Genomic DNA, 23804 nt, shown 5'->3' on the forward strand with positions numbered 1-23804 from the left:
CTCTTAGACTTGAAGATTCTCAATGATAGTCGAGATTCCCTGACCACCACCAATACAAAGCGTGACTAATCCGTATTTTTCACCCCTACGTTCCATTTCGTGAAGAAGCTTCGTCATCAGGATCGCTCCAGTCGCTCCAATTGGATGACCCAACGCAATGGCCCCTCCATTGACGTTCACTTTGTTGATATCCATCCCTGATCCACGAATTACTGACAGCGCCTGTGCAGCAAACGCTTCGTTCAGCTCGATCAGACCCATATCATTGATCGATAGTCCGCATTGCTTTAAAGCTTTAAAGGTTGAAGTCACTGGCCCGATTCCCATGATTTCAGGAGAAACTCCGCTCACCGCCTGGGCGATGATTTTGGCTTTCGGCTTTATCCCATACTCATTCACTTTCTCTTCATTCATCATGAGGATCGCGGAAGCACCATCATTCCTTCCACTCGCATTACCGGCTGTCACGGTGCCGTTTTCCTTAAAGACCGCCTTCAACTTTGAGAGCTTTTCGATGGTCGTACTCCGGGGATGTTCGTCTGTACTAAATTGAAGAGTGTTTCTTTTTTCCTTATATTCAACTGGAACAATTTCCTTTTCAAATCGGCCGGATTCGATGGCAGACTGAGCAAGTTCCTGGCTTCTGAGAGCAAACTCATCCTGCTCCGATCTGCTGATGTTATATTTGTCAGCAAGGTTTTCTGCTGTCAGACCCATCGTTAAGTTGCCGTATTTTTCGATTGGCTGGGAGCACGGTTGGCTTTCCGTATTCGGATCCAGTACCTGCGAGTTACCGACTTGAAAACCATAACGGGCATTTCGAATATAGTAGGGGGCTGTACTCATGCTTTCCGCTCCCCCGGCTACGACCACATCCGAATAGCCAAGCCGAATTTGCATATCCGCATTATTAATCGCTTGAAGTCCCGATCCGCACTGTCTATGGACGGTATAGCCTGTAACCTCAATCGGGAGCTCCGCCCGCAATGCAGCGAGACGGGCAAGATTTGAGGTATCTGCACTTTGCTTTGCCTGACCGAGAATGACTTCATCTACTTCCACTTCAGACTGACTTCGATTCATTACTTCCCTAATGACTTTCTCAGCAAGATGGTCTACAGGAACACCTTTTATCGTTCCTCCCATTCTTCCAATCGCCGTCCGGACCGATTCAACGATATATGGCTGATTCATTCCTTACACCCCCACGTATGAAGATTCGCGCTTCAGCTCATTCGCGATGATGTTGCGCTGAATTTCAGACGTTCCTTCATAAATTTTTGTAATTCGGGCATCACGGTAGTAACGCTCAATTGGATAATCACTCATATATCCGATTCCACCGTGGATTTGGACCGCTAAATCCGCCACCTTGTTATATACTTCCGACGCAAATAGTTTCGCTATGGCCGCTTCTTTCACTACCCTCATCTTTTGATCGGTCATCCAGGCAACTCGATATGTCATCGATCGAAGAACCTCGATCTGCATGCTGATTTCTGCAAGCATATGCTGAACGGCCTGTACTTCGATGATCGGCTTGCCGAACTGTTCACGTTCCTGTGTATACTGCAGGCAATGTTCAAGGAGCTTGACACAGGAACCAAGGTTTCTTGCCGCAAGACCCGCGCGACCATTCGCCAGGATTTTCAACGCATTGATATAGCCCTGCCCTTCTGCTCCAAGGACATTCTCTGCAGGAACTTCCATATTTTCGAAGAAAAGCTCAGCTGAATGAGATCCCTTCAACCCCATTTTCTGTTCTACCTTTCCTAATACGAAGCCTGGGAAATCCTTTTCTACGATAAAGGAAGTGATCCCCTTCGCTCCTTTGGCACGATCTGTAACAGCCATTACTGTAAATACATGTCCATCGACTGCGTTGGTAATATAATGCTTGGAACCGTTCAGGATGTATTTATCACCTTTTCTGACCGCAGTCGTTTTCAACGATGCTGCATTGGAGCCTGCACTTGGTTCGGTTAAGGCAAATGCACCAATCCATTCTCCAGTGGCCATTTTAGGCAAGTATTTCTGCTTTTGTGCTTCTGTCCCTAACTCAACGATCCCTACGGACCCGATTCCCGTATGAGCCCCGATCAGAGTTGTATAGCCATTATGTGTTTTACCAAGCTCCTCATATATGGCGCATTTCCCCACCATATCGAGTCCCAGGCCACCGTATTCTTCCGGGATACTCAAACCGAAGAGTCCCATTTCCTTCGACATTTCAACCAGTTTCTCCGGGATCATATCTTTCTCTTCAATTTCCATCGCCAAAGGTTCTGCTGCTTCTTTCACAAACTTCCGTACATTATCCCTTAAAAATTTTATATCTTCTGAAAAATTAAAGTCCATCTGTACCTCTCCCTTATTGATTAGTAAATTCCGTTGCTCGTTTTTCCAAAAATGCCGAAGTGCCTTCCTGTTTATCCTCTGTCCCAAATGCTACCGCCTGTGAAAGCTTCTCCATCAGCATCGCTGTCTCGAGATCAATATCAAAGCCTTTATGAACAACTAGTTTTGCCAGTTTAATAGCAACCGGACCTTTTTTATAAATCTGAGCGGCCACCTCTTCTACTTGCCTATCCAATTCACCATTAGGAGCAAGATAGGAAACAAGGCCGATCCTTTCTGCTTCCTCTCCATCAATCATCTTACCGGTGAGAATCATATCAAGTGCCCGTCCCTTCCCAATAATCCTGGACAGGTTCTGCGTCCCTCCTGCTCCGGGAATGATTCCAAGGTTGAGCTCAGGTAAACCGAACGTTGCTCTTTTTGTAGCAACCCGTATATCACAGGCTAGAGCAAGCTCGCATCCTCCACCAAGTGCATAGCCCTCTACAGCTGCGATCGTCACTTTGCTGCATTGTTGTATTTTTTTATAAAGTCCCTGCATCCCTGGTATCAGGGCATCCAGCATATTCTTTTGCTGCAGCTGCTTAATATCCGCTCCTGCAGCGAACGACTTTTCCCCTGCCCCTTTCACCACGATGACCTTTACTTCATCGCTTGCCTCTGCCCATCCGAAAGCATCCTCCATCTCTTGAAGGGTTTCAAGGTTGAGGGCATTCCGGAATTCCGGGCGGTTGATCGTCAGCCACATCGCCCCCTGTTCGATTTGAACAAGCAAATTCTCATATTGATGCACGCTCTCATCTCCCTTAAGTGTAGTGATAGAAACCACTTCCGCTCTTTTTCCCAAACCGGCCCGCTTTTACGTATTTAAGTAAGATAGGACTAGGTCGATATTTTTCACCCAGTGTCTGATGTAAGTACTCCATATTCCTAAGCCGGGTATCCAACCCTACTAAATCAGCCAACTCAAGTGGCCCCATCGGATGATTGAGTCCAAGCTTCAATGCTTTATCAATATCTTCAGCCGATGCTACCCCTTCCATCAGCATATTCATGGCCTCATTTCCAATCAGGCAGTTCATCCTGGAAGTCACAAACCCAGGTAATTCATTTACTTCGACCGTTTCCTTCTTGAGTCTCTCGCCGACTTCCTTCACAGTCTTCACTGTTTCATCTGACGTTTCCAAGCCCCGGATGACTTCAATCAGCTTCATTTTATGAACTGGATTAAAGAAATGCATCGCCACCACTTTATCAGGGCGTGACGTCTGAGCCCCGATTTCTGTGGGACTCATGGTAGACGTATTAGTGGCTAGAATGGTTTCTTCAGAACAAATCGAATCCAACCTTTTGAAAATATCAATCTTTAATTCCATCTTTTCAAGCACTGCCTCAATAACGAGGTCGGCGTTATTTGCCGCTGATTCCAAATTTGCTTCAAATTGAAGACGGTCTTTTGCTTTCCCATATTGGTCTTCTGAAATAAATCCTTTTTGTAAGCTGCCTTCCAAAAGGCTAAAGATATCGTTCTTTGCTTTCTCCAGGATTTCTTCATTTATATCATTCAAGTAAACATTAAAACCCGAAACCGCACAGGTATACGCAATTCCTTTTCCCATGACTCCCGAGCCTACCACTGTAATAGTTTGCACCTAAAAGCCCCCTTAGCTGGATATAGTATGTTCAACAGTCGTGCTTTTCGGATTGAATTTTTGATAGAAGAATACGAGTGCCAGAATGGCGAATCCAATTATATCCGTTACAATCCCCGGATTGATCATGAGGATTGCCCCAATGAATAGGATGATTCTCTCATACCAAAGCGCATTTCTTAGAAGCCATCCTTCTGCCGCACAAGCAACCCCTATGATTCCAATAATGGATGTGATCACTGATAGAATAATATGAGGAGCATCCCCTACAAGGAGCAATGTCTCTCCATAAACAAACATATACGGAACGATGAAGGCGGCAAGCCCTAGTCTGACAGCTGTCATTCCTGTTTTCATCGGATCCGATCCAGAAAGTCCTGCTGCAGCAAATGCGGCCAATGCCACTGGTGGTGTAATCGCAGATAAAGCGGCAAAGTAGAACACGAACATATGGGCAGCAAGCGGTGATACACCCAGTGCAATCAACGCTGGAATGGTGAGAGGTACTTGAACGATGTAAGCTGCAACCGTCGGAAGTCCCATCCCCAGGATAATGCTCGTAATCATAGTGAAAATAAGAGTCACAATTAAAATCCCACCTGAGATATCAATGATCATCCCACTGAATTTCAGCCCAATTCCAGTCAAGCCGATAATCCCGATAATAAAACCTGACGCAGCACATGCAACGGCGGTTTCAACGGCAGCCCTTGCCCCTAAATCGAGAGCTTTATACATTTTTGAGAATGATAGTCTTGTAGACTTTTTAAAAGCTGCCACGACGATCGTCACGCCGATTGAAAATAATCCGGCTCGCATAGGAGAAGTACCTGATGCCAGCATCACGACGATCACGACTAACGGTACAAAGAACATAAATCCCGTCTTTAATACGGTTGAAACCTTTGGCAGATCTTCCTTCTTTAAGCCATTCAGTCCCAGTCGCTTCGCTCGTAAATCAACTTGAAAGTATAAGCAGCAGTAATATAGAACTGCTGGTATAATGGCAGCCACTGCTATATCCATATAAGGAACCCCTAAATAGGAAGCAATGATGAAAGCGGAAGCTCCCATGATCGGAGGCATGATCTGTCCTCCTGTCGAAGAAACCGCTTCCACAGCAGCTGCAAAATGACTTCTATATCCCGTCTTCTTCATTAATGGAATCGTGAAGGCACCCGTTGTCACCGTGTTGGCTACAGCACTTCCAGAAATGGTTCCCAAGATAGAACTAGCCACAATGGCTGTTTTGGCAGGACCTCCGCGATACTTCCCCATACCTGCAACAGATAAATCAATGAAGAATTGTCCTGCTCCGGAAACCTCCAGAAACTTCCCAAATAAGATGAACAGGAAGATAAACGTGGCTGATACTCCAAGAGGGACACTGAAAATGCCAGTCACTGTGTAGAATAGGTGATCCACTATCCACATAGCGGTAAATTCACGATGGGAGAGTTCACCTGTGATGAGATGTCCAAATATCCCGTACACCAAACAAATGAAAATAATCAGGATCAGCGTATTCCCTATCACACGGCGGGTCGCTTCGATTAGCAACAACCCTGATACGATCCCAATCGTGATTTCAAGCATGGTGAGCGGTTCAATATAACTCATCCGTGACGAGATCACCTGTGCGTTCATCACATAATAGGAATAACAAGCAATCGACAAAATCATAAACAGCCAGTCATACCAGGGAATGCTCTCATTTTTCACTGCTTTTTTGGTTGGCTTATAAATCGCAAATGTAAGGATCAGAGCAAACGCCAAATGGGCAGACCGCTGTAGAATCGACTCAAATACGCCAAAGAATGCCGTGTATAAATGAAACAAAGACATAAGGACAGCAACAATGGAAATGATCTTGGCTGCTGCGCCCTTTAAAGAGCGCAGCTTGCTGTTAAGGTTGCCGTCTTCATCATATTGGTTTACTATTTCCGATGCTTCTATTTCTGGTGACGAATCCTTTTTAGCCATACTTTCACCTTCTTTTTCATGGATATATTGTGTATATTACTTACTCAAGAGCCCCGACTTCCTTATAATACTTCTCTGCGCCAGGATGAAGCTTACCTACATTGTTTTTCACTGAATACTCTTCATCAAAGTCTTTCATAATCGGTGATAACGTTGTCCACGTATCTTTTTCTTCTACCATCATTTTCGTAAGCTTATACACCGTCTCTTCATCCATAAGGTCATCATTGACTAATAGAACCGTATAGCCGGCAACTGTGTTGACATCTTCCTTCACATTGGAATACGTTCCGCCTTCAACCGTATATTCCAAATAGCCTTCATTCTTATCATGCAGACCTTTAATCGTTTCATCATCTAAAGGAATTAAGCGGATTCCTAGTGTCGTATCAAGTTCCTGGAACGTGGAGACCGGCGCTGCCACCATCCCTACAATGGCATCGATATGACCGTCACGAAGAAGATCTGCTCCGTCAGCAGTACCAATATACTCGATCCCGCCAAGGTCATCGTAGGACATATCATTCAGCTTTAAAATATCCTGAAAGGCAAGTTCTCCACTATATCCTTTAATCCCAGGGCTTACTTTCTTCCCTTTTAAGTCCTTTACAGATTTGATATCAGAATCGGCACGAACGACGATATGGAACACATTCGGATAAAGGGTTGCAACGGTGCTGACATTGTCCACTTTTTCTTTAAAAGCATTTTCTCCTTTTAAAGCTTCCGGGACCGTCTGACCATTACTGAATCCAAGAGCAAATGTACCTTGACTTAGCCCCAATAGGTTGGAAACAGATCCACCTTCGACCACTGTTACAGATGAATCCGGGAAGACTTCACTCATTTTTTCCCCCATTGAACCGGATAATGTGTACCAGAAGCCACCCACTGTAGCCGACCCGAAAGCCATATCTTTAGGCGGGCCATCAGCGCTATCCTTTTTAGTACTGCCAGCTTCATCTGAAGAACATGCTGCTAATGTCATTAATAATAAGGTTACCAATACGATTAAATATTTTTTCATCATTACGTCCCCCTTATTTTGCTTTGATTTTTGTTTTTTCTATTAAATGAAATGGTGCATCTGTTATTTCTCTTAATCCATCTACAGAAATGTCCGAGAGAATTTCAACCAAGAACATCTTTTCTTCCATAAACTTGAATACCGCATGCTCTGTTACGATCATGTCCGCTTTTCTCACTCCGCTACTTGGATAAGAAAGCTTTTTCACAAGTTTTGGACTCCCATTTTTGGACAAATGCATCGAAGCGATGATCATGCGTTTCGCTCCTGCAACAAGGTCCATGGCACCACCAACCCCCAGGATGGTTTCACCCGGTACTGCCCAGTTGGCAACTTCTCCGGTTTGATCAACCTGTAAAGCACCAAGAACTGCTGTATCAATATGCCCTCCCCTGATCATCAAGAAAGAATCAGAGCTGTCAAATAATGAAGAACCGATATCCATGGAAACAGGTTTTTTACTCGCACTGATTAAGTCCATATCCACTTCATCACCAGTTGGAGTAGGTCCCATACCAAGCAGTCCATTTTCTGATTGAAGGTATACTTTTTTATCTCCGAGATAATCCGGAATGAGAGTGGGGATGCCGACTCCTAAATTCACGATTTCATCTTCGTTTAATTCTTGAGCAACCCTTTTAGCAATTGTGATTCTGTTAGAATGACTCAACGTATCTTCCCCCTTCCTTCACATGGCGGTTTTGAACGATATAATCCACGTATAAGTGAGGTGTCACGACTTCCTCTGGAGCAAATGATCCTGCTTCTACTATTTCATCCACCTCGGCGATGACGATCTTGGCAGCCGTTGCCATCACTGGATTGAAATTCCTTGCAGTCTTGTCATAAACTAAATTCCCCAGCGTATCAGCCTTCAGTGCCTTGATAATGGCTACATCTCCTTTGATTGCTTTTTCAAAGATGTAGGTTTCACCATCAATCACTTTTTCTTCCTTTCCTTCAGCCAGCTTCGTCCCCACACCGGTCTTCGTATAGAAGCCACCGATTCCGGCTCCACCGCAGCGAATCGCTTCTGCTAATGTCCCCTGGGGAATAAGTTCAATTTCCAATTCACCTTTTGACCAGGCTTTGACTGCGTCCCGGTTGGTAGTGAAATAGGATCCTTTTGCTTTTTTGAGCTTTCCGGCAATCAGGAGTTTCCCAAGGCCACGCCCTTCCTCTCCCAGGTTATTACTGATGATCGTTAGATTGTCTTTATCTGAATTCACCAGTTCATCGATCAGTGTCAGGGGTGTCCCGGAAAGACCAAAACCTCCGACCAACAATGTGTCTCCACTATGAATGTGAAGCAGCGCGTCATCCAGACTTAATCGTTTCTTCATTTTGTTCCTCCCCTTGTTTTTGAGATGCCGAGTAATTCACATAGGCAGAAAATGATTTGATGGCTGTACTTTCTTGAAAGAAATATGGCTTCTTTGTCTTCTTCAAAATGTCGATCGCCAGCTCATCGTTATAACCCTGTGACATAAATATAGGTAAAAATATACAATTACTCTCTTTCATCAACTGTTGGATTTGACCTGATAATATTTCATTTTGATAGTCTACTTGGAACGGAAACGGAACGATGATATTGTCATAGTCTCCTGATTCATGTAGTACCTCCAAGCATGAAGTCAGCTTGGATAGATCGTCATAAACAATCGTGGTGACATCTAAAGGGTTCATAAAGGCCTTATCGATTCCTGTAATGTGAATCATTTCTTTCTGCAAGAACTCAGATAGTGGTGGCAGATCAATCCCATATTTATCGCATAAATCTGCCAAGTAAATGGAAGTAGCACCAGCCCATGAGAAAATGACGGTTCGTCCTCCCTTTGCTTTCTTGTACGAGTCGAAAAGCCAGGAGATCGCTACCACTTCATCAATACTCTCTGCCTTTATTAACCCTGGATGATTGACCATCTCCCATGGAATGGCATAATCATTATTCCTGCCCAGATGATGCTTCACCGCAATTCTCGATATCTTCGAGTGACCAATTGGAAGTAAGATAACAGGCTTACGCTGAAGATAAGCTTGATGTAGCAGACGAAAAAACCGCTCTTCTTCTGTAATCGATTCAATCACCAATAGAATCGTTTCTGTATCAGGATCATGAATCAAAAACTCAAAGCAATCATTCATGTTGATATCCATCTCATTCCCCGGAGAAAGCCAATAGGAGAAGCCAAGACCTTTCTCGTTGGCATCCAGTATGGCCCTACCGATGCTCCCTCCATGACTGATCAAACCAACGGAGCCTTTATGAAAATTTTTCGGTTCGAATCGAGGTGAAAACGAGATTCCCCAATTGCCAATAAAATGATAGAAACCAGGTGAATTCGGTCCATAAACCCTTGTATTTGTACCCCTTACAATCGCTTTAAGTTCTTCTTCCCTGGTGATTCCATCCGGACCACTTTCAGAAAATCCTGAGCTTAGGATGATCACATTTTTCACTTGTTTTTCTACGCATTCTTTTACTATTTTTGGGGTATGTATAAAAGGGATGATTATACATGCCAAATCAATCTCTTCTTTGATCTCCAGTACACTTGGATAACAAGCCATGCCTGAAATCGAATCATAATTGGGATTCACCAGAAAGATATCCCCAGCAAATTTTGATTTTTGAAGATTGACCATCACACGTCCGGCATTCTGATGAAATCTCTCAGATGCACCTATGATTGCAATGCTTTTAGGGGAAACGATGGGTTGTAGTGTTCTCATGATTTTAATGATCCCCCTTCTAATTTTTTAACCTTCCTTACAATGGTAGAAGGATTCACCTTAAGAGCCCGGGCTATGCCACGGTAAGACTTTTCTGTGAGTGACGCCTTATAAATAAGCTCTCTTTCCAGCTCTTCTATCGCTTCCTTCAGTGGTAAAATCTCATTCACAACAATCGCCTTGTCAGTACCCGCTTTTCGTTCATCCGTTTTATTAAACAACGAAAGTACATCGTTTTCACTAACTTCATGGTTGGTAGCTGTTACATATAATCTTTCAAGTATATTGACAAGCTCCCTCACATTCCCCGGCCATCTGTAGTCGCTGAGAACCTGTATGGCTTTCGTCGAAAATCTAAGATGCTTATCATATTTAGAAGCAAACATTCTTGAATACGTATCGACCAGGAGTGGTATATCTTCCAATCTCTTTCTCAAAGGAGGGATGGCTATCGGTATAACATTCAACCGATAGAATAAATCTTCACGAAAGTTCCCTTCTTGGACCAGTTCTTGCAGGTCTTTATTGGTGGCAGCAATCACACGGACATCTATTTTCTTGGGAGCTGACGAACCTACCCGGGTTATCTCCATTTCCTGAAGGACCCGTAACAGTTTCACTTGAAGATGGGTAGGGATCTCTCCAATCTCATCGAGAAAAATCGTTCCATTGTTTGCTTGTTCAAACAATCCGGCTTTCCCTTTTTTTAATGCACCCGTAAATGCTCCTCCCTCATACCCAAACAACTCTGATTCCATAAGGGTTTCCGGTATCGCTCCGCAGTTCACTTTAATGAATGGCTGTTCCATCCTTGGACTGGCCTGTTGAATCAATTTGGCTATTTCCTCTTTTCCTACTCCCGATTCTCCTGTTAATAAAACGGTGACATCTACTTTAGCCACTTGTTCAACGGTTTCGATCAACCTCTTCATCTCTGAAGATTCTGCTATGAAGGAACCTGTTTTCTCAGATAAGTGTAAAGTCTCCAATAGTGACTTTGCTTTCTCAAGCTCACTCCTCAACGCATCAATCTCAGACATATCTTTCACATAAATGACAATTCTCTCGATCATTTGATTGCTACTATTTTTAATGGGGTTTGCGGTAATGATTAAAGAATTATCGCTGCCGACGCTTGTTTCCATGACATTATGTCGTTTGCCCTTCGCAATCACTTTGTTGACGATCTCTTTAATAAAGTCTGGTGTCTCATGTGTGTCGGAATCGAGATTAAAAAGAGAACAAAAGCTTTGATTACTTTTAATAATCATTCCTTCTCCATCTGTAATACAGATTCCATCGGTTGAGTTTTCCAGTACACTTTCCTGCTCCCTTAAGAGCTGTTTAACGGATTCAAGTTCATTCGAAACAAATTCTATTTCTGAAATATCCTGAAAGACGCCTACTGCCCCAGTAAGGGTTTCACCATCATAGAGTGGTGTTCGGTGCGTTAAATACATTCTTCTTCCCACACGATATTTTTCCGTGTGTCCTTTACCAGTTCGGATGACATTCAGCAAGCCACTCGGTGTTACGACATCCGTCAAAAATTTGCCGATTGCTTTCTCTTTTGACGTCATGGCCATTTTTTCTGCAGGAGGGTTGATCGATGTGATTTTCCCTTCAAGATCAATTGAGAGGATACCATTATGGGCCGACTTGAAAATCGCATCCCAACGGCTGACTTCCAGTTGAGAGAACTTTGCATAGGAAGCCAAATACTGATCTTTCGTCAAAAACCCAGAAATCTGACCGTTCTTATTGATTACCGGCCAAATATCGTGATCCACTTCTGTTATATGTTTTAATTCATCTGTTTCCTTTAGAAAATGAAAGTTCTTTATATGAATGTCAGATAGTGTTCTTTTCTTTTTTAGTAATCCACTTAAAAGATCATTCTCTGTGAAACACCCCGCCAGCTCATCCTTAATGTTATAAACCAACCCGCCCTTCACTCGAGATTCTAGTAAACGATTTGCAACAGCTTCAATGTAATCGTTTTCAAAATATTTTATTGAAGTACTAGTCATTGCATCTTTCACTAACAATGCGCTCGCTCCCTCTGAGTGATCCACTCATTTATTACTATTGCAAGAAGTGTGCCAACATTAAAAAGACCATAAAATACTGATTATTCTAATGTTTTACAATATTTAAACTATAAAACAGATCCTATTATGTTGCAATAGCGCAACAAGTGTTGCGTGAGTGCCATCATCCAGTAGAGAATAAGGTCGAAAAATAGGAAAAAGACCTATATGTCTTTTATTCATAAAAAAACCGTTGCGTTTGAGCAACAGTTTACTAATTTTATTCGTTAGAAGATTAGGAGTATGGAGACGGTGCTTCTACTTATTGCTAATAAAATTGAGCCAAGGACCCCCTAGCTCTTCCTTGAGAAATTGTATAACAAGAGAATGAAGGGATTTAGGGTCTCTTAATCATCAGTTTTAATGTACTTGCTTTAATGAGAAATAAATCATAGAACGAAACCAATGAAATGATTTATACTGGGAACGACGACATAGTCAACAAGCATCATGCTTTTATTTACAATCTAGAAAGGTGTGACTGAAATGAAATACATAGTCGGCATGTATGTGGTAATGTCTATGATGGTATGTGTGAATTTGATAGGTGGGTATCTATTAAAGGGAGAGTACTGGGCGATCGCGAGCTGGCTTCTAACAGGGTTGTTTTTCTTTGGTACCCTATTTTTCATCAATGCTAGATATGTATTTTCGAAGAAGAAGGTTAAAAGGTAAAAGAAGCACGGGGACGGTTCCCGTGCTTCCCAGGTCACTCTTCCACCCCATATGAATACATATGAAGGGGAGGAGGAATGACCAATATGATTCTTAAGATGATTGATTTGAGTTTAATGGCTGAACACCTGCCTGTTCATAAAGCTGAATTGGATAAGTTAGCCTCGTATATATGCACCATTCAAAACCCGGAGATCAAAAAGGCAGCGACAGAACAGTACATGATCATGCAAAACCATGTGAAGGTAATGATTGCGCTTATGGATCCCGTTCGAAATGAAAGTGTAAGTATCGAAGACCTCCATAAATGGGACCCTGTTCCATTTAACTGTCAACAAAAATATACAAGCATGAGCCAGGAGAATATCCTAAAGGAACTCGCCACTACTGCCGAGTCCATGGCGAACAAAAATTTCAACTCCGGGTTACGAATGAAAGCTGAAAATGTCCGCAACATTCATATTCATATGTCCCTGCAGCAAAGCACGATGCTTAACCGTTACAATGCCCTAATGGATAAATTCATCAAAGATACAGCACCTGTAAGTTCGAGAAAAGAGCAGGAAGAAACGATGGAAACATTTAGAAAGATGTTTCACCTTTAAAGGAAGCACGGGAACGGTTCCCGTGCTTCTTTAAAACGTCGAAGTATTATTCGCCTGATCCGCCTTCACACAATCAATCGCAATCACAAGCGCAAGAATCACCGACTCCATCTCTTCCTCCAGGATCTGCACCCTGTAACTGTCTCCCCAACTGAACCATTCCTTCCCCACTTCGCCTACGACCCTTCCCTCGTGTAACACTTGGAAGTTCATATCCATCCAGTTACCTTCCACTTCAATGCCTGCCGCATCAATGGAATACTTGGCTTTCAGAAAGGATAATTCCTTCTTGATCGTCACGACCTCTTGACCATTCACCTCTACAAAGAATGTCGGTAGAAAGCTCAAAACCTTTTTCGTGATCAGGGCCACCTCTTCCTTATCCTGATTCATGATGGAGAAAGTCTTCGGGACCTTCATGAAGCTTCCCTCTACATAATATACGTCCTTCTCGTCCTGGTCCTTTACGGTGAATTTCTCGCTCAGACTGAATACTTTTTGTTTGATGTAAAGCTGTTTCATATCAGTTCCCCCATTTTACGTCTTTCCTTTATATACGATTGAGATGGGGATAAGTTCCAGTCATTCCTCAACATTTTACCTACTCCACATAAAAAAGCCATCCCTCACAAAAGGAATGGCCCATACTCTCTCTTTATCTCTCACACGCCCAGTCATCCTTATCCCGGTCATGCTTCGATGCATAAGCAGGATGATCGGAAGGGACTCCATCCGGATATACTTTTCTCAGTTCCGTACAGTTTTGATAATACTCTTGTTCTTGAGCAGTTGCTGGTTCTTCCGTTGTGGCACCGGAGCTGGATTTCGGTGTGGTGGCTGTCGTTGTTTTTTTCTCTTCTTTTGTATCCAGATCCCCTTTAGTGGTGCCATTTTCACCGTATGCCCAGAGGCCTGTTTCTTTCTCCCTTGCTTCCCGGGCGAATTTCACGAAGTACTCGCTGTATTTCACATCCGGATTATAGGTCGACGGCTCTGCATATCCGTTTAACACCAGGTCGGCATTGAACATCTTGGTCCGGATCTCTTCTTCGTCCATGTCATCCTTAGGAATCTCAAGCCAGATAAGACGCAGCGAACGATTGTACCGGTCCGTTTCCGACACATCTTTTTGTAACCAGACCGTTTTGCCTTCTAACTTTTCCGTCGTATAGTTACTTGCTTCTTTTCCGTATTCTTCTGTTCTCGTAGTGGATTCCGGGGTGTTGACGCCGATGAATCGTACTTTTCTACCGTCCTTCAATTCAACTGTATCACCATCTACCACGCGGGAAACCAGTACTTTTTCCAAACCGAATGTGTCGGCAAGTTCTTGCTGCCCTTTCTCAGCTTCCGCATTTTCCTGTGCCGCCTTTTCTTCTGCCAGTCTCTTCTCTTCTTCTTCCTTGGCTTTCTTCTCTTCTGCCGCTTGTTTTTCTTTCTCTGCCTTCTCCTGTTGATCGGCTTCCTTCTCAGCCTTCGCAGTGGCTACTTTCTGTTCATCATCCACTTGTTCTGATGGAGCTGAACAGCCCCCGATGATCACCCCCAGAATTCCGACCGTTATCAACCAGCCTGGCTTCCTTAAGAAAGTTCTCTTGTTTGTTCTCTTTTGAGAATTTTGGTATAAACCAAATCCCACAATCAATAATCCCACCCATGCTACCGGCGTTATAATCGCCATGAGCAAGGTGAAAATGATGGCCACGGCAACCATAATGGTACGTAATCCGTTCATTTCAGCACCTCATTACTTTTTTTCGTTAAAATCGTTCTCGATTCCCTCTGACTGACCGCAAACTTTTTAATAGCTTTGTATATTTATTGTAATACAAAATTGACCAATTATCAGATAATCTAGCAATTTAGTAAAATAATTTTCTTCTAACTAAAAAAAGAGCAGAAGCTTCGCAGCCCCTGCTCTTTCCTCTCTCATTATTTTGAACCGGAAACCCAATTCATTCCCCAGCCATAGGCTCGGTCCATTTGTTTGTGCCCCTGGAAGTATTCCACAAGCTTCTTCACGCTAAAAGTTTGGTTGTTCACATTTTCAATCATGGCGATGGCACACATGGTGAACCCGTTACGGTGTTCATCCATTTTCACGACGATATCCTCCCCGTTTTTATGGGTTAGGGTAATGACACCGTCTACTTCTGACCAGTTGGCAGCTCCTTCATAGATAAAGGTATACACCAGGATTCTTTCGATTTCTGAGATTTTGTTGCCGTTGATCCTCAGATTCTCTCCTCCTGTGGAAGCGCCGGTACGATCGTCATGATCCAATTGCATGTAAGGGAATTGGTTTAGAGAACCAAATGCGTTTCCAAGTGCTTGGACACAGCCTTTTTTGCCGTTCTTGAATTCATACAACACCCCGAGGTCTAAGTCCATATTTTGATTGCCTTTAAATAGTGAGGCAAAGAAGCCGCCTGATGATTGTTGACCGTTTTGGTTCCAATTCAAATTGACCAATATTTCTCCAATGCTTTGATTATTGGATTTTGTAAGATTAATGGAATCGCCTTTTTTCTTTAATTCAATCACTTATAGCCCACCTCGCCAATTTTTGTGTTTCAACATTACTGCTGTTGCGTCACTTTTTTCATATTATCCTGAAGCTCCAGGATCCGGTTCGTCCCCTCTTCACGCAGACGTTTGTTCTCTTCTTCAATCGATTTCGTTTCCTGCAAACCTTTTACAATCGTATTCCAAGATTCCTCGATTGTTTCGATTTGAACACTTGGTCTTCCTGCTAATTTAGCAATCTCGGTACTTTGATTGGCAATGTTTTGGGCATTCCGTTTCAGCATTTCATTGGTACGGCGATCCAGCTCGTTCATGGAATCAGCCACAAGCTTCTGGCGCTTGGCCGTGACCGCCTGGATGATGCCGTTTTTGAAGATCGGGATCGTGATGATAAATGCAGAGTTGATTTTCCCGATCAGTTTCGTATTCCCTCGTTGCAGAAGACGAATTTGCGGAGCCGTCTGCAGGGCGACCATACGGGCCAAGTCAAGATCATATATGCGTTCTTCCAGCGTTTGGATGGCACTCTTTAACGTATCGAGTTGCAATTGGGCCATCTGGTCCCCGTTCATCGCTTTTTGTTCGTAACCCGGAAGCATGTTCTTCAGTTCGTCCAATTTGATTTGGCCGGCCACGACGTATTTTTCCAGCTCCATATAATATTGGATGTTGTTTTCATACATGTCTTCAAGCGTCATCGTGGATCGTGTCATTTCATCTTTGTACTTCGAGATTTCTACGTGGACTTTCTCGATTTCTCCGCCCAGTGTCTGGTATTTTCCGAAGATCTTTTCGATCATGTCGTTGCCGCGGTTGAACAGTTTACCTAAGAGGCCGCCTTTTTTCTCTTCGAAATCTTTCTTATCAAAGCGATCCATGATCTTGCCTAGCTGCTTAAGCATGGTCCCTGAGTCAGACACTTCCGTCGTCCGCATCATGGACAGGATACGGTCTGAGAATTGGGAGATCTGTACAGCCGGCTCTTTCCCGAACTCTAAGAGTTCCATTTGGTTCTTTGCATCCACTTGTTGGGACAGTCGGATTACTTCAGGATCCTGGCGAAGTTCTTTTCGGATGTCTTCTGCCTTTTTCTCTGTGATCACTTCATTGTTTTCGAGGGTTGCGACTCCTGTTTCGTTTACCATGTTTCTTCACTCCTATTTATGGGATTTGATTGTGTTGAAAATCCTTCTGACAAACGAAGGTCCTTTAAACTCAAGCTCAAAGGACATTTCCTCCAGCCAGTGGGTATCAAAGACATTGGACTCGATGAATTGTTCGATGCAATTATGTCCCGGAGGATTATACACCGCGATATCGGCCCCCAGTTCGTTAAAGAAAAGGAGCCTTGCTGCATCCGAGCGGGACAGCGTGCCATTCATTTCATTATTGAAGAGAACGAGCTTCGGAACATCCTGTGAATAATCAAACTTCTGGATGAGCTTCAAATCTTCCATGGAAAGATCTGTCGCTTGAGTGAATAGATAGAGTTGTACGTCCTCCGTGCGTTCATGATTCAATGGGAGTAGCCGTGGACTTTCGCACATTTTCGAGATCACATGGGCGATGGCCCGCTGTACTCCTTCTGGAAGATGCTTATATTGCCACCAGTTGCCGGTCATCATTTTCTCTACATCAAGGGTTCCGTCCTGACCCATGGAATGCTGATAATGGAAGGTATGATTGGCTTTCACTTCCGTTGTGAACGGAAAACGCTGAATCAACACCGCATTCTTGTCTTCTACCAAACTATGTAAACGGCTCCAATATTCCTTGTGGTTCTCGGAAACCCCCATAATTTTGGCGAAGATGGCCGGAATCTCTACTTCCTGCCTTGTGGCTTTGAAGTTTGGCCGGACGAATGCTTTCTCTTTACTGATTAGAAACAGTTCATCATACGTTGTTTTCAATGTGACCGAGGTTGGCAGACTGTTGCGGAATTGCCATGGTTTATACAGTTGCGACCCGTCATGAAATAACACATCATTCATTTCCTGGGTGGCACGGTATGCCACAGTCGACTGACGATCCGGCTTTTCAGTGGGGAACGGCTCCAGTTCTCCATTGGTTGGGTTATGTACGACTTTGGAGAATGCCTCATCCGGATCCAGGTCCGCAAACTGGTCATCTCCCCCGGGATGGAAGATCAGGACATCACACCCGATGGTCATCAAGTAATAAAGAAAGTACAGCTGACTCTTCGATGCGTCCCCGTACCATATGACCCGGGGCATTTCAACTTCGGGATCGAGCTCTTTCAGCCATGGGTCCAGATGGTTCCACGACCATTTCACCACATCCACCAATACTCTCCGGAAATCGGGACTGCCCAGACCGCCAGGATGCTTTTTCTCAAATGTGGCGAGCACCGAAATAAGGGATTGTCTCAGCAGTCTGTGGAACTGCTGGTTGGAATGACTGGGAATGAGTCTCTCCCCTTCCATGAATGCGACAATTCGGTTGACGGAAAGCCCTTTTTCTTTCTGATTGATCATGATGATCTTCTGAACACGCTGAAACATGTCTGGAGAGATTTCTTTATTTAATTCCTCACTTAAAACGTGAACCCCATCGGAAGAATATAGTTCATAGAGGGAGAGATAATAATCCGTTTCATCATAACCAATCCCGACGATCCTCCCCGTCACCTGGCAAAAGGTCAGCTGGTCACCTTTCTCATAAGGAGTCCGTTCTGTCAGTTTTTTATATAATGTCAGTTTCCATTTATCAGAGTCTATCTCTGCTTGAGTCATGTTGATACTGGAATAATCACTCATGATGTCACCCCTCACATCTTTTTTTCAAGAGGTCATCTTCTTCACATCAGCCGGTGACCTCCATATACTGCTTACTTTCTATTGAGCCCCTACATCCCGATAGCGGCTGTATACGATTTCGACGATTTCCTCAGAAGCTTGGATTCCGGCTTTCCCCGTCATATTGAGTGTAGGGAACTTCTCCAGAACCTCTCCATGAAGAGGGGCCATTCCAAGCGTCCCGTTCGTGATCAGTTCAAGATCGAGGATAGAATCGCCGGCTGTACAAATGTTCTTCAACCCCAACTCGTCACCTAAATAATGAAGGGCCGTCCACTTCGTCAGGATCTTAGGGATAAAATAAAGCTTCCTTCCCTGAAGCGATACCTGCCATCCTAAATGGTCTGAAAGCATCCTCAACTCCATGAATACATCAGGAGAAAAACGGTCCGTATGCAGGATGATGTAAAAAAACACAGAATCTCCCGGTTTGATTTTCTTGATCCACTTTGTATCGTCAAGGGCCGCTACTTTCTTCATCACATCTTCAAGGGGAGTAGAGTTTCGGAGCAGACCCTGAACAAGACGCGTCCATTCCTTCAACACCGTACCCCTCTTCAAGATCGTCCCCCCATTGCTGGTGATCGCATACTCGGGCACGATGTCCTCTTGAAACAGCTGAATTCTCTTGTACTGCTCGATGGTCCTTGTCGTCACCGGGATAAAGAACATGTTCTCATGGATCTGCTTCAGGACCTCTTTCGTTTTCAGTGAAATATAGGAAATGGGTTTCCCGTCAAGAAGTTCAATACATTCCTCATTAGCGTCCGATCCATACGCTTCGAGCATTCTTGGTGAAAATATCAGGGTCCGGTCCAGGTCACTGGCGAATGCATTCATTTCGTATCATCCATCTGTTTGATCAAACCGCAGCAGCTGTACGACATGTCATTGTACTCTTCAACCGGGACCCCTCTGTCCCTTGCAAGCATGAGGATATGCTCAAGATAATGCTCTTTCTCCGTATTGATCAGAATCTTCCACGGCACCCTTCTGAGTAACACACGAGTCGTTTCACCGACGCCGGGCTTGATATGATTGATATCCTCAATTTGGAATTCCTCCTGTATTCTCCTGACCGATTTCAAACCTTCCCAATTCATGTCTGTATGGCTTTCCCGCAGCTTGGCAAGCGCCCTTTCCACTCGTGAGGAGATCCCCTTAAATTCAGACGAAATCGTATCCACATAGAAAGTAGAGAGGTCATCCGGTAACAGTTCCTTATAATATTTAGCACCATGGAAGTCATCCGGACCGATCAACGAATCATTCAATACGGTACGGCTCACAAGGCCTGAGACCGTCGAATTCAAGCAGGCACTTGGAATCAGGAAATCCTCCCGTGTGCCATACAGATTCGAGCAATGACCGGGATCGGCCAAAACCGCAAGTTCAGGGGACAGATCCGTGCCATGCTTCTCGTTAAAGCGATTGATGGAATCGGTAAGCTCCTTCGTGATCGCTCCCTTTCCCGTCCATCCGTCCACAAACACGATCGTTTCTTCAGGGTGATGGTCGAGGATGAATGAAAGGGCATTTTCATCGATGCCGCTTCCCCTGATAATGGAAATACTGTAGTGGGAAACCGTCACACCATATTTGAATTCGATATATTTTTTCATCAGAACACCTATAGGCGTGCCTGCCCTAGCTAGACTGCACAGGACGATGTCCAGCCCACGCGTGTGCACAATCTGTTCAGCGGCAAGGGCTACATATAAAGCGATGTCCTTTTTATTTTTTTCCAACGAATCATGAAAGAGCTTGATGTATTGTTCAGAAGGCTGATACTCGACTGGAAGCATCTCGGAATAGTGTACCCCGTTCTGGATCGCCCTTTCCCGTTCGAGCGTACTTTTTTCAATATCGGCCCCCGACAGATCTTTCAGCAGGAAGGTAACGTCTTCCTTTGCATAACTGCCCAGATCATCCATTGTCTTGACCATCGTCATCCCTCCTTTCCATTGAGGAAAACATGACGACATTCAACTGCCCGATGCCCCTGTCCTTCGCCAACTGTTTGATTTCTTGCAGCGCATCCTCTGAAACCTCTTTTTCAAAGAACATGAACAGTTCATCGTACTCCCCTTCAGGGATATTGTAGACATAATGAACGACTGCATCGTCTTCTGGATTCTCGAAGGTAAAACCGTTCTGAATCGCATAGCCCTCTTTTTCAAAGGGAAGGATCGGGCTTCTGGTCGTGGAGTGATAAAGCACTCCGTCTCCCATCAAAGAAGCAATCTTCATCGGGAGGTACATCATTTCCCCTGTACCGAGACAAAGGGTTTTCTTCTTGATCCGGTTCTGTTTCAGATAGTCGGCTGCCTTGGCACAGGAAGCGTCCACGTCTTCTTTATCATTACGGGATATCCCGAACCTGCCTGTTTCCTTGATGTACGGAATGCTGTCTTTTTCATTCACATATGGTGTTTGGGTGAATAGGGATTCTATGTTGAACCTTTCGATGTGAAGCTCAGCTTCTCGAGGTTTCGGCTCATAATCATACGCTGCTTCCCCGATCGTCTCTCCGGAGAAAGAGATATGGCCCGACAGGAGGGAAGTCGTATGAATCTTCACTCCTAATTCCCTTTCCAACTGACGGAACTGCTCTCTATTTTCATCCGAGCGCCAATCCAGGATGGACACGACAGCATATTGTTCACGTGGGAATTTTGAATGGATATCTCTGATGATATTCAAAGACGTTTTCCCCGTGGTCATTTCATCATCGATCAACACAATCGGCTTATCGTTTCGTATGCGGTGCTCATCTATATAACAAAATTGGTTGACCGCATGTGAATGTTCTTCTTTGAAATTCAACAGTGGTTTATAGCCGTTGATTTCTTCCCGTGTGGTATGGATGTATTCTGCCTGCCCGATACAATCAAAAAAGGCATGCCCCAATGACGTGGCAGTTTCAGCAAACCCGATGACCAGTGGATCCCCGGGTAAGTCCAGCCTTAAACTGGACAGCCGACTATAGGCCTCCTCGATTTCCAGAGGATCTTCAGAGAAGCATCCATTGAGGATGGGGTCTTTCTCTTTCACGCTTTCCCCCGTGATTTGTTCGTAATACTCGATCGCAAGCAATCCAGATGTGAGCAGGGACTGTGCAGGGAGCAACGGCAGGTGTTTACCTAAGAGCTTGCTGACAAATAGAAACCCTCTTTTCTTATTCACCCGGAGTGCCATGATGAATAAGTCGTCGATCGAGAGGTTCAGGGGATTTTCCATTACCTCTATATCAATGGCCATATTGGGTAATAGTTGAAGTTTGTGCTGTGTCTGACAGTAAATCGATGTAGTTGTGGTTTTCATTGTACACCCCGTAAATCGTTGATTTTCTCAAAACTTTCTGAGCCCATAAATAATGGGGTTTGATTTCATTCATTTTGTTGGAGTATTCACTCTTCATCACTCCAACCGTTCCATTCACACCCTCCGTAATCGACAAGGCATCCATATAATCCTCTTTCGAAACGGCATTCAGGCTTTCGACAATTTTAATGTGACTCGGATGAATGACCGTTTTCCCATTCAGTCCATTTGCCAAGTCCAATAACGTTTCCTTGATTAACCCATCGTGGTATTCACTCAATAACTGGGACCTGAACCGTAAACCTTCTTCACCATAGGACTCCCTAAATGGAGACTGTCGCAGCTCAGGTTTCATGATCCTTGAAGATGCCTGCTCAAAATATTCCCAGACAGGACCGGAGATGGTGTATTCCCTGCCGAAGTAGTTGAACACATCGATGATAAAATCTTTTACGAGTGAAATATCATAAATCGTCGTATGACAGTTACGTCGGACTCCGTAAAGGCCGCAAAGATCCGTGGCTCCGATGCGGAGATTCAGGATGTTCTCCTTATAGTGGTGAAGGAGTTTCTTGATTTCTGATAGGTGGCTGTACCGGGTCTCCTTTTCCAGGAGGTCAGCTGTTTCAAAGATCGGCATCCCGTATAATGTAACGCCTTTATCCTTACCGGCACGAATCATGTGATCCAAATACGAAGTAGCATTGCCAAGTGAAAACTTAGGGAACACGAACCCGGTCAAACAGTCGATGGCCTCTCCCAGCTCGTTGCTAATGATGGAGATTTGCTCAGGTGACCGTACTCGAAGAAAAATCAAGGGGAGATCGGATGTAGACAGTCTTCCATTTTGTAAAGACTCATAAATCGCTTGGAGATGGTGAATCACCATTCGCTCTGCATGCTCGACTTCACTGTCAGCGATGCTATCCTCCAGACACAGGACCATCGAACATAATTCGGGATACTTTCTCTCGCTGACCAGGTCTGAAATATCTGTCCTTGTCGCCGGCATATACAAAGTGGCTCCCAGGCTGTATTCCAGGAGTTCTTTAGGAGAGTTTTTTGTAATGTTTGCAGGTTTAATATAAAAAACCCCTGCCGTTTGCAGAGCGGATAAATAACTAAAATGCCTCATGTAGTACACCTCATATTTAGAAAAAAGAAGGAGATTCGGAGTCTCCTTCTTTTCATTATTCTTCTTTTGAAGCTGCTGTTTGCTCGCTGGCAACCATTCTTCTGGACTTGTTGATGTAATGAACAACAAATGTCGCAAGAAATGCCCCTATCAATATAACAAAGAACACGATATGATCCAGATGGAATCCGAAGATACTGGCAAACATTTTCGCCGAAATCAATCCAATCAGAATGAACGCAGTCGTTTCAAACTCTGGGAACTTATCGATCAATTTCAAGAAAACACCTGCAACCGTACGCATCATCAGGATCCCGATCATACCACCGATCAGTAACACCCAGACCTGATCAGAAATCGCAAATGCCGCAAGGATCGAGTCCACACTGAACGTGATATCGACCATCTCAACGGTAAAGACCGTTGCCCAGAACATCCCGATCGTACGAACCAACCAGCCGCCTTTATTGAATTCCTTCGCTTCGTCTTCATCATCCCCGCTATTCTTTTTGCGGAAGAAGTCAATGACGATCCAGGCAAGGTAAGCCGCTCCGATCACTTTAACAAATGTAAATTTAACTAAGTACACACCTACTCCTATAAATAAGAAACGGAAGAAATAGGCTCCGAACAATCCGTACATCAGTGCTTTTTTTCGTTGTTTTTCAGGCAAGTGTTTCACTAGTATCGCCAAGACGAGGGCATTATCCGCTGATAACAATCCCTCAATGACGACCAGTGAACCGATCAATCCCCAGGCTACCGGGTCGGTTAACACTTCCCCCCACATTTCAAAGTCAAAAAACATGGCGTACGTCGAAAGTATTTGTTGTATAATTTCCAATTCATGATCCTCCTAAAGCTGAACTCGATGTTT

21 protein-coding genes and 1 pseudogene are annotated in these 23804 nt (G+C 44.1%); 2 read left to right on the forward strand and 20 right to left on the reverse strand.

What is annotated here, in order from left to right:
• Positions 1-3: 3 nt before the first annotated feature.
• Genes BAA9072_RS02295 through BAA9072_RS02340 form a run of 10 tightly spaced genes read right to left on the reverse strand, consistent with a single transcriptional unit; the run spans position 4 to position 11798 of the window.
• Positions 4-1194 (reverse strand): thiolase family protein, encoded by a 1191-nt coding sequence (locus BAA9072_RS02295; protein ID WP_201713052.1) that lies wholly within the window; start codon positions 1192-1194, stop codon positions 4-6.
• A gap of 3 nt (positions 1195-1197) precedes the next feature.
• Positions 1198-2358 (reverse strand): acyl-CoA dehydrogenase family protein, encoded by a 1161-nt coding sequence (locus BAA9072_RS02300; RefSeq protein WP_201713053.1) that lies wholly within the window; start codon positions 2356-2358, stop codon positions 1198-1200.
• 13 nt (positions 2359-2371) lie between these two features.
• Positions 2372-3151 (reverse strand): enoyl-CoA hydratase/isomerase family protein, encoded by a 780-nt coding sequence (locus BAA9072_RS02305; RefSeq protein ID WP_201713054.1) that lies wholly within the window; start codon positions 3149-3151, stop codon positions 2372-2374.
• A gap of 13 nt (positions 3152-3164) precedes the next feature.
• Complete coding sequence (locus tag BAA9072_RS02310) at positions 3165-4010, reverse strand: 3-hydroxyacyl-CoA dehydrogenase (protein WP_201713055.1); 846 nt, start codon at positions 4008-4010, stop codon at positions 3165-3167.
• A 12-nt stretch (positions 4011-4022) separates the two neighbouring features.
• Positions 4023-5993 (reverse strand): TRAP transporter permease, encoded by a 1971-nt coding sequence (locus BAA9072_RS02315; RefSeq protein WP_201713056.1) that lies wholly within the window; start codon positions 5991-5993, stop codon positions 4023-4025.
• A 40-nt stretch (positions 5994-6033) separates the two neighbouring features.
• Positions 6034-7023, reverse strand: coding sequence for a TAXI family TRAP transporter solute-binding subunit (locus BAA9072_RS02320; RefSeq protein WP_230980725.1), 990 nt, complete (start codon positions 7021-7023; stop codon positions 6034-6036).
• Between the two features lie 10 nt (positions 7024-7033).
• Positions 7034-7690 (reverse strand): 3-oxoacid CoA-transferase subunit B, encoded by a 657-nt coding sequence (locus BAA9072_RS02325; protein WP_201713057.1) that lies wholly within the window; start codon positions 7688-7690, stop codon positions 7034-7036.
• Positions 7677-8363, reverse strand: a complete 687-nt coding sequence (locus BAA9072_RS02330) for a CoA transferase subunit A (RefSeq protein WP_201713058.1) — start codon at positions 8361-8363, stop codon at positions 7677-7679. The genes BAA9072_RS02325 and BAA9072_RS02330 overlap by 14 nt, the downstream gene beginning before the upstream one ends.
• Positions 8338-9756: a CoA-binding protein gene (locus tag BAA9072_RS02335; protein WP_201713059.1), complete on the reverse strand. Its 1419-nt coding sequence runs from the start codon at positions 9754-9756 to the stop codon at positions 8338-8340. Before BAA9072_RS02335 ends, BAA9072_RS02330 begins: the two co-directional genes overlap by 26 nt.
• Positions 9753-11798, reverse strand: coding sequence for a sigma 54-interacting transcriptional regulator (locus BAA9072_RS02340; RefSeq protein WP_230980738.1), 2046 nt, complete (start codon positions 11796-11798; stop codon positions 9753-9755). The genes BAA9072_RS02335 and BAA9072_RS02340 overlap by 4 nt, the downstream gene beginning before the upstream one ends.
• A gap of 534 nt (positions 11799-12332) precedes the next feature.
• Between BAA9072_RS02340 and BAA9072_RS02345 the strand changes: the two genes are divergently transcribed.
• The gene (locus BAA9072_RS02345; protein WP_201713061.1) at positions 12333-12521 is read left to right on the forward strand and encodes a hypothetical protein; all 189 of its coding nucleotides are present in this window, start codon (positions 12333-12335) and stop codon (positions 12519-12521) included.
• A 77-nt stretch (positions 12522-12598) separates the two neighbouring features.
• Positions 12599-13126 (forward strand): hypothetical protein, encoded by a 528-nt coding sequence (locus BAA9072_RS02350; RefSeq protein ID WP_201713062.1) that lies wholly within the window; start codon positions 12599-12601, stop codon positions 13124-13126.
• Between the two features lie 30 nt (positions 13127-13156).
• Here BAA9072_RS02350 and BAA9072_RS02355 read toward each other — a convergent pair whose 3' ends face one another.
• From BAA9072_RS02355 to BAA9072_RS02400, 10 genes and pseudogenes are all read right to left on the reverse strand, one after another.
• A complete protein-coding gene (locus BAA9072_RS02355; RefSeq protein WP_201713063.1) occupies positions 13157-13648 on the reverse strand; it encodes an LURP-one-related/scramblase family protein in 492 nt (163 codons plus the stop codon).
• Positions 13649-13781: 133 nt separating this feature from the next.
• Positions 13782-14861 carry a thermonuclease family protein gene (locus BAA9072_RS02360; protein WP_201713064.1) on the reverse strand — a complete coding sequence of 360 codons (1080 nt, stop codon included), beginning with the start codon at positions 14859-14861 and terminating at the stop codon, positions 13782-13784.
• A 197-nt stretch (positions 14862-15058) separates the two neighbouring features.
• Positions 15059-15667, reverse strand: a pseudogene (locus BAA9072_RS02365) (TerD family protein); the annotation flags it as partial.
• Positions 15668-15705: 38 nt separating this feature from the next.
• Positions 15706-16797, reverse strand: a complete 1092-nt coding sequence (locus BAA9072_RS02370) for a toxic anion resistance protein (protein WP_201713066.1) — start codon at positions 16795-16797, stop codon at positions 15706-15708.
• Between the two features lie 12 nt (positions 16798-16809).
• Positions 16810-18429, reverse strand: a complete 1620-nt coding sequence (locus tag BAA9072_RS02375; protein WP_201713067.1) for a YceG family protein — start codon at positions 18427-18429, stop codon at positions 16810-16812.
• Positions 18430-18507: 78 nt separating this feature from the next.
• Positions 18508-19308 (reverse strand): HAD family hydrolase, encoded by an 801-nt coding sequence (locus tag BAA9072_RS02380; protein WP_201713068.1) that lies wholly within the window; start codon positions 19306-19308, stop codon positions 18508-18510.
• Positions 19305-20420 carry a cysteine protease StiP family protein gene (locus tag BAA9072_RS02385; RefSeq protein WP_201713069.1) on the reverse strand — a complete coding sequence of 372 codons (1116 nt, stop codon included), beginning with the start codon at positions 20418-20420 and terminating at the stop codon, positions 19305-19307. The genes BAA9072_RS02380 and BAA9072_RS02385 overlap by 4 nt, the downstream gene beginning before the upstream one ends.
• The gene (locus BAA9072_RS02390; RefSeq protein WP_230980726.1) at positions 20395-21792 is read right to left on the reverse strand and encodes a phosphoribosyltransferase family protein; all 1398 of its coding nucleotides are present in this window, start codon (positions 21790-21792) and stop codon (positions 20395-20397) included. The genes BAA9072_RS02385 and BAA9072_RS02390 overlap by 26 nt, the downstream gene beginning before the upstream one ends.
• The gene (locus BAA9072_RS02395) at positions 21719-22927 is read right to left on the reverse strand and encodes an HpcH/HpaI aldolase/citrate lyase family protein (protein WP_201713070.1); all 1209 of its coding nucleotides are present in this window, start codon (positions 22925-22927) and stop codon (positions 21719-21721) included. Before BAA9072_RS02395 ends, BAA9072_RS02390 begins: the two co-directional genes overlap by 74 nt.
• Before the next feature lie 55 nt (positions 22928-22982).
• A complete protein-coding gene (locus BAA9072_RS02400; RefSeq protein WP_201713071.1) occupies positions 22983-23771 on the reverse strand; it encodes a TerC family protein in 789 nt (262 codons plus the stop codon).
• Positions 23772-23804: the final 33 nt, after the last annotated feature.

It is taken from the genome of Rossellomorea arthrocnemi (assembly GCF_904424705.1).
In the GTDB taxonomy this organism is placed as follows: domain Bacteria; phylum Bacillota; class Bacilli; order Bacillales; family Bacillaceae_B; genus Rossellomorea; species Rossellomorea arthrocnemi.

Excerpts from the sequence above, each read along its gene's own strand:
- BAA9072_RS02295 (WP_201713052.1), bottom strand. The coding sequence starts at position 1,194 with ATGAATCAGCCATATATCGTTGAATCGGTCCGGACGGCGATTGGAAGA.
- BAA9072_RS02300 (WP_201713053.1), bottom strand. The coding sequence starts at position 2,358 with ATGGACTTTAATTTTTCAGAAGATATAAAATTTTTAAGGGATAATGTA.
- BAA9072_RS02315 (WP_201713056.1), bottom strand. The coding sequence starts at position 5,993 with ATGGCTAAAAAGGATTCGTCACCAGAAATAGAAGCATCGGAAATAGTA.
- BAA9072_RS02320 (WP_230980725.1), bottom strand. The coding sequence starts at position 7,023 with ATGATGAAAAAATATTTAATCGTATTGGTAACCTTATTATTAATGACA.
- BAA9072_RS02330 (WP_201713058.1), bottom strand. The coding sequence starts at position 8,363 with ATGAAGAAACGATTAAGTCTGGATGACGCGCTGCTTCACATTCATAGT.
- BAA9072_RS02335 (WP_201713059.1), bottom strand. The coding sequence starts at position 9,756 with ATGAGAACACTACAACCCATCGTTTCCCCTAAAAGCATTGCAATCATA.
- BAA9072_RS02345 (WP_201713061.1), top strand. The coding sequence starts at position 12,333 with ATGAAATACATAGTCGGCATGTATGTGGTAATGTCTATGATGGTATGT.
- BAA9072_RS02350 (WP_201713062.1), top strand. The coding sequence starts at position 12,599 with ATGACCAATATGATTCTTAAGATGATTGATTTGAGTTTAATGGCTGAA.
- BAA9072_RS02355 (WP_201713063.1), bottom strand. The coding sequence starts at position 13,648 with ATGAAACAGCTTTACATCAAACAAAAAGTATTCAGTCTGAGCGAGAAA.
- BAA9072_RS02360 (WP_201713064.1), bottom strand. The coding sequence starts at position 14,861 with ATGAACGGATTACGTACCATTATGGTTGCCGTGGCCATCATTTTCACC.
- BAA9072_RS02370 (WP_201713066.1), bottom strand. The coding sequence starts at position 16,797 with ATGGTAAACGAAACAGGAGTCGCAACCCTCGAAAACAATGAAGTGATC.
- BAA9072_RS02375 (WP_201713067.1), bottom strand. The coding sequence starts at position 18,429 with ATGAGTGATTATTCCAGTATCAACATGACTCAAGCAGAGATAGACTCT.
- BAA9072_RS02380 (WP_201713068.1), bottom strand. The coding sequence starts at position 19,308 with ATGAATGCATTCGCCAGTGACCTGGACCGGACCCTGATATTTTCACCA.
- BAA9072_RS02385 (WP_201713069.1), bottom strand. The coding sequence starts at position 20,420 with ATGACGATGGTCAAGACAATGGATGATCTGGGCAGTTATGCAAAGGAA.
- BAA9072_RS02390 (WP_230980726.1), bottom strand. The coding sequence starts at position 21,792 with ATGAAAACCACAACTACATCGATTTACTGTCAGACACAGCACAAACTT.
- BAA9072_RS02395 (WP_201713070.1), bottom strand. The coding sequence starts at position 22,927 with ATGAGGCATTTTAGTTATTTATCCGCTCTGCAAACGGCAGGGGTTTTT.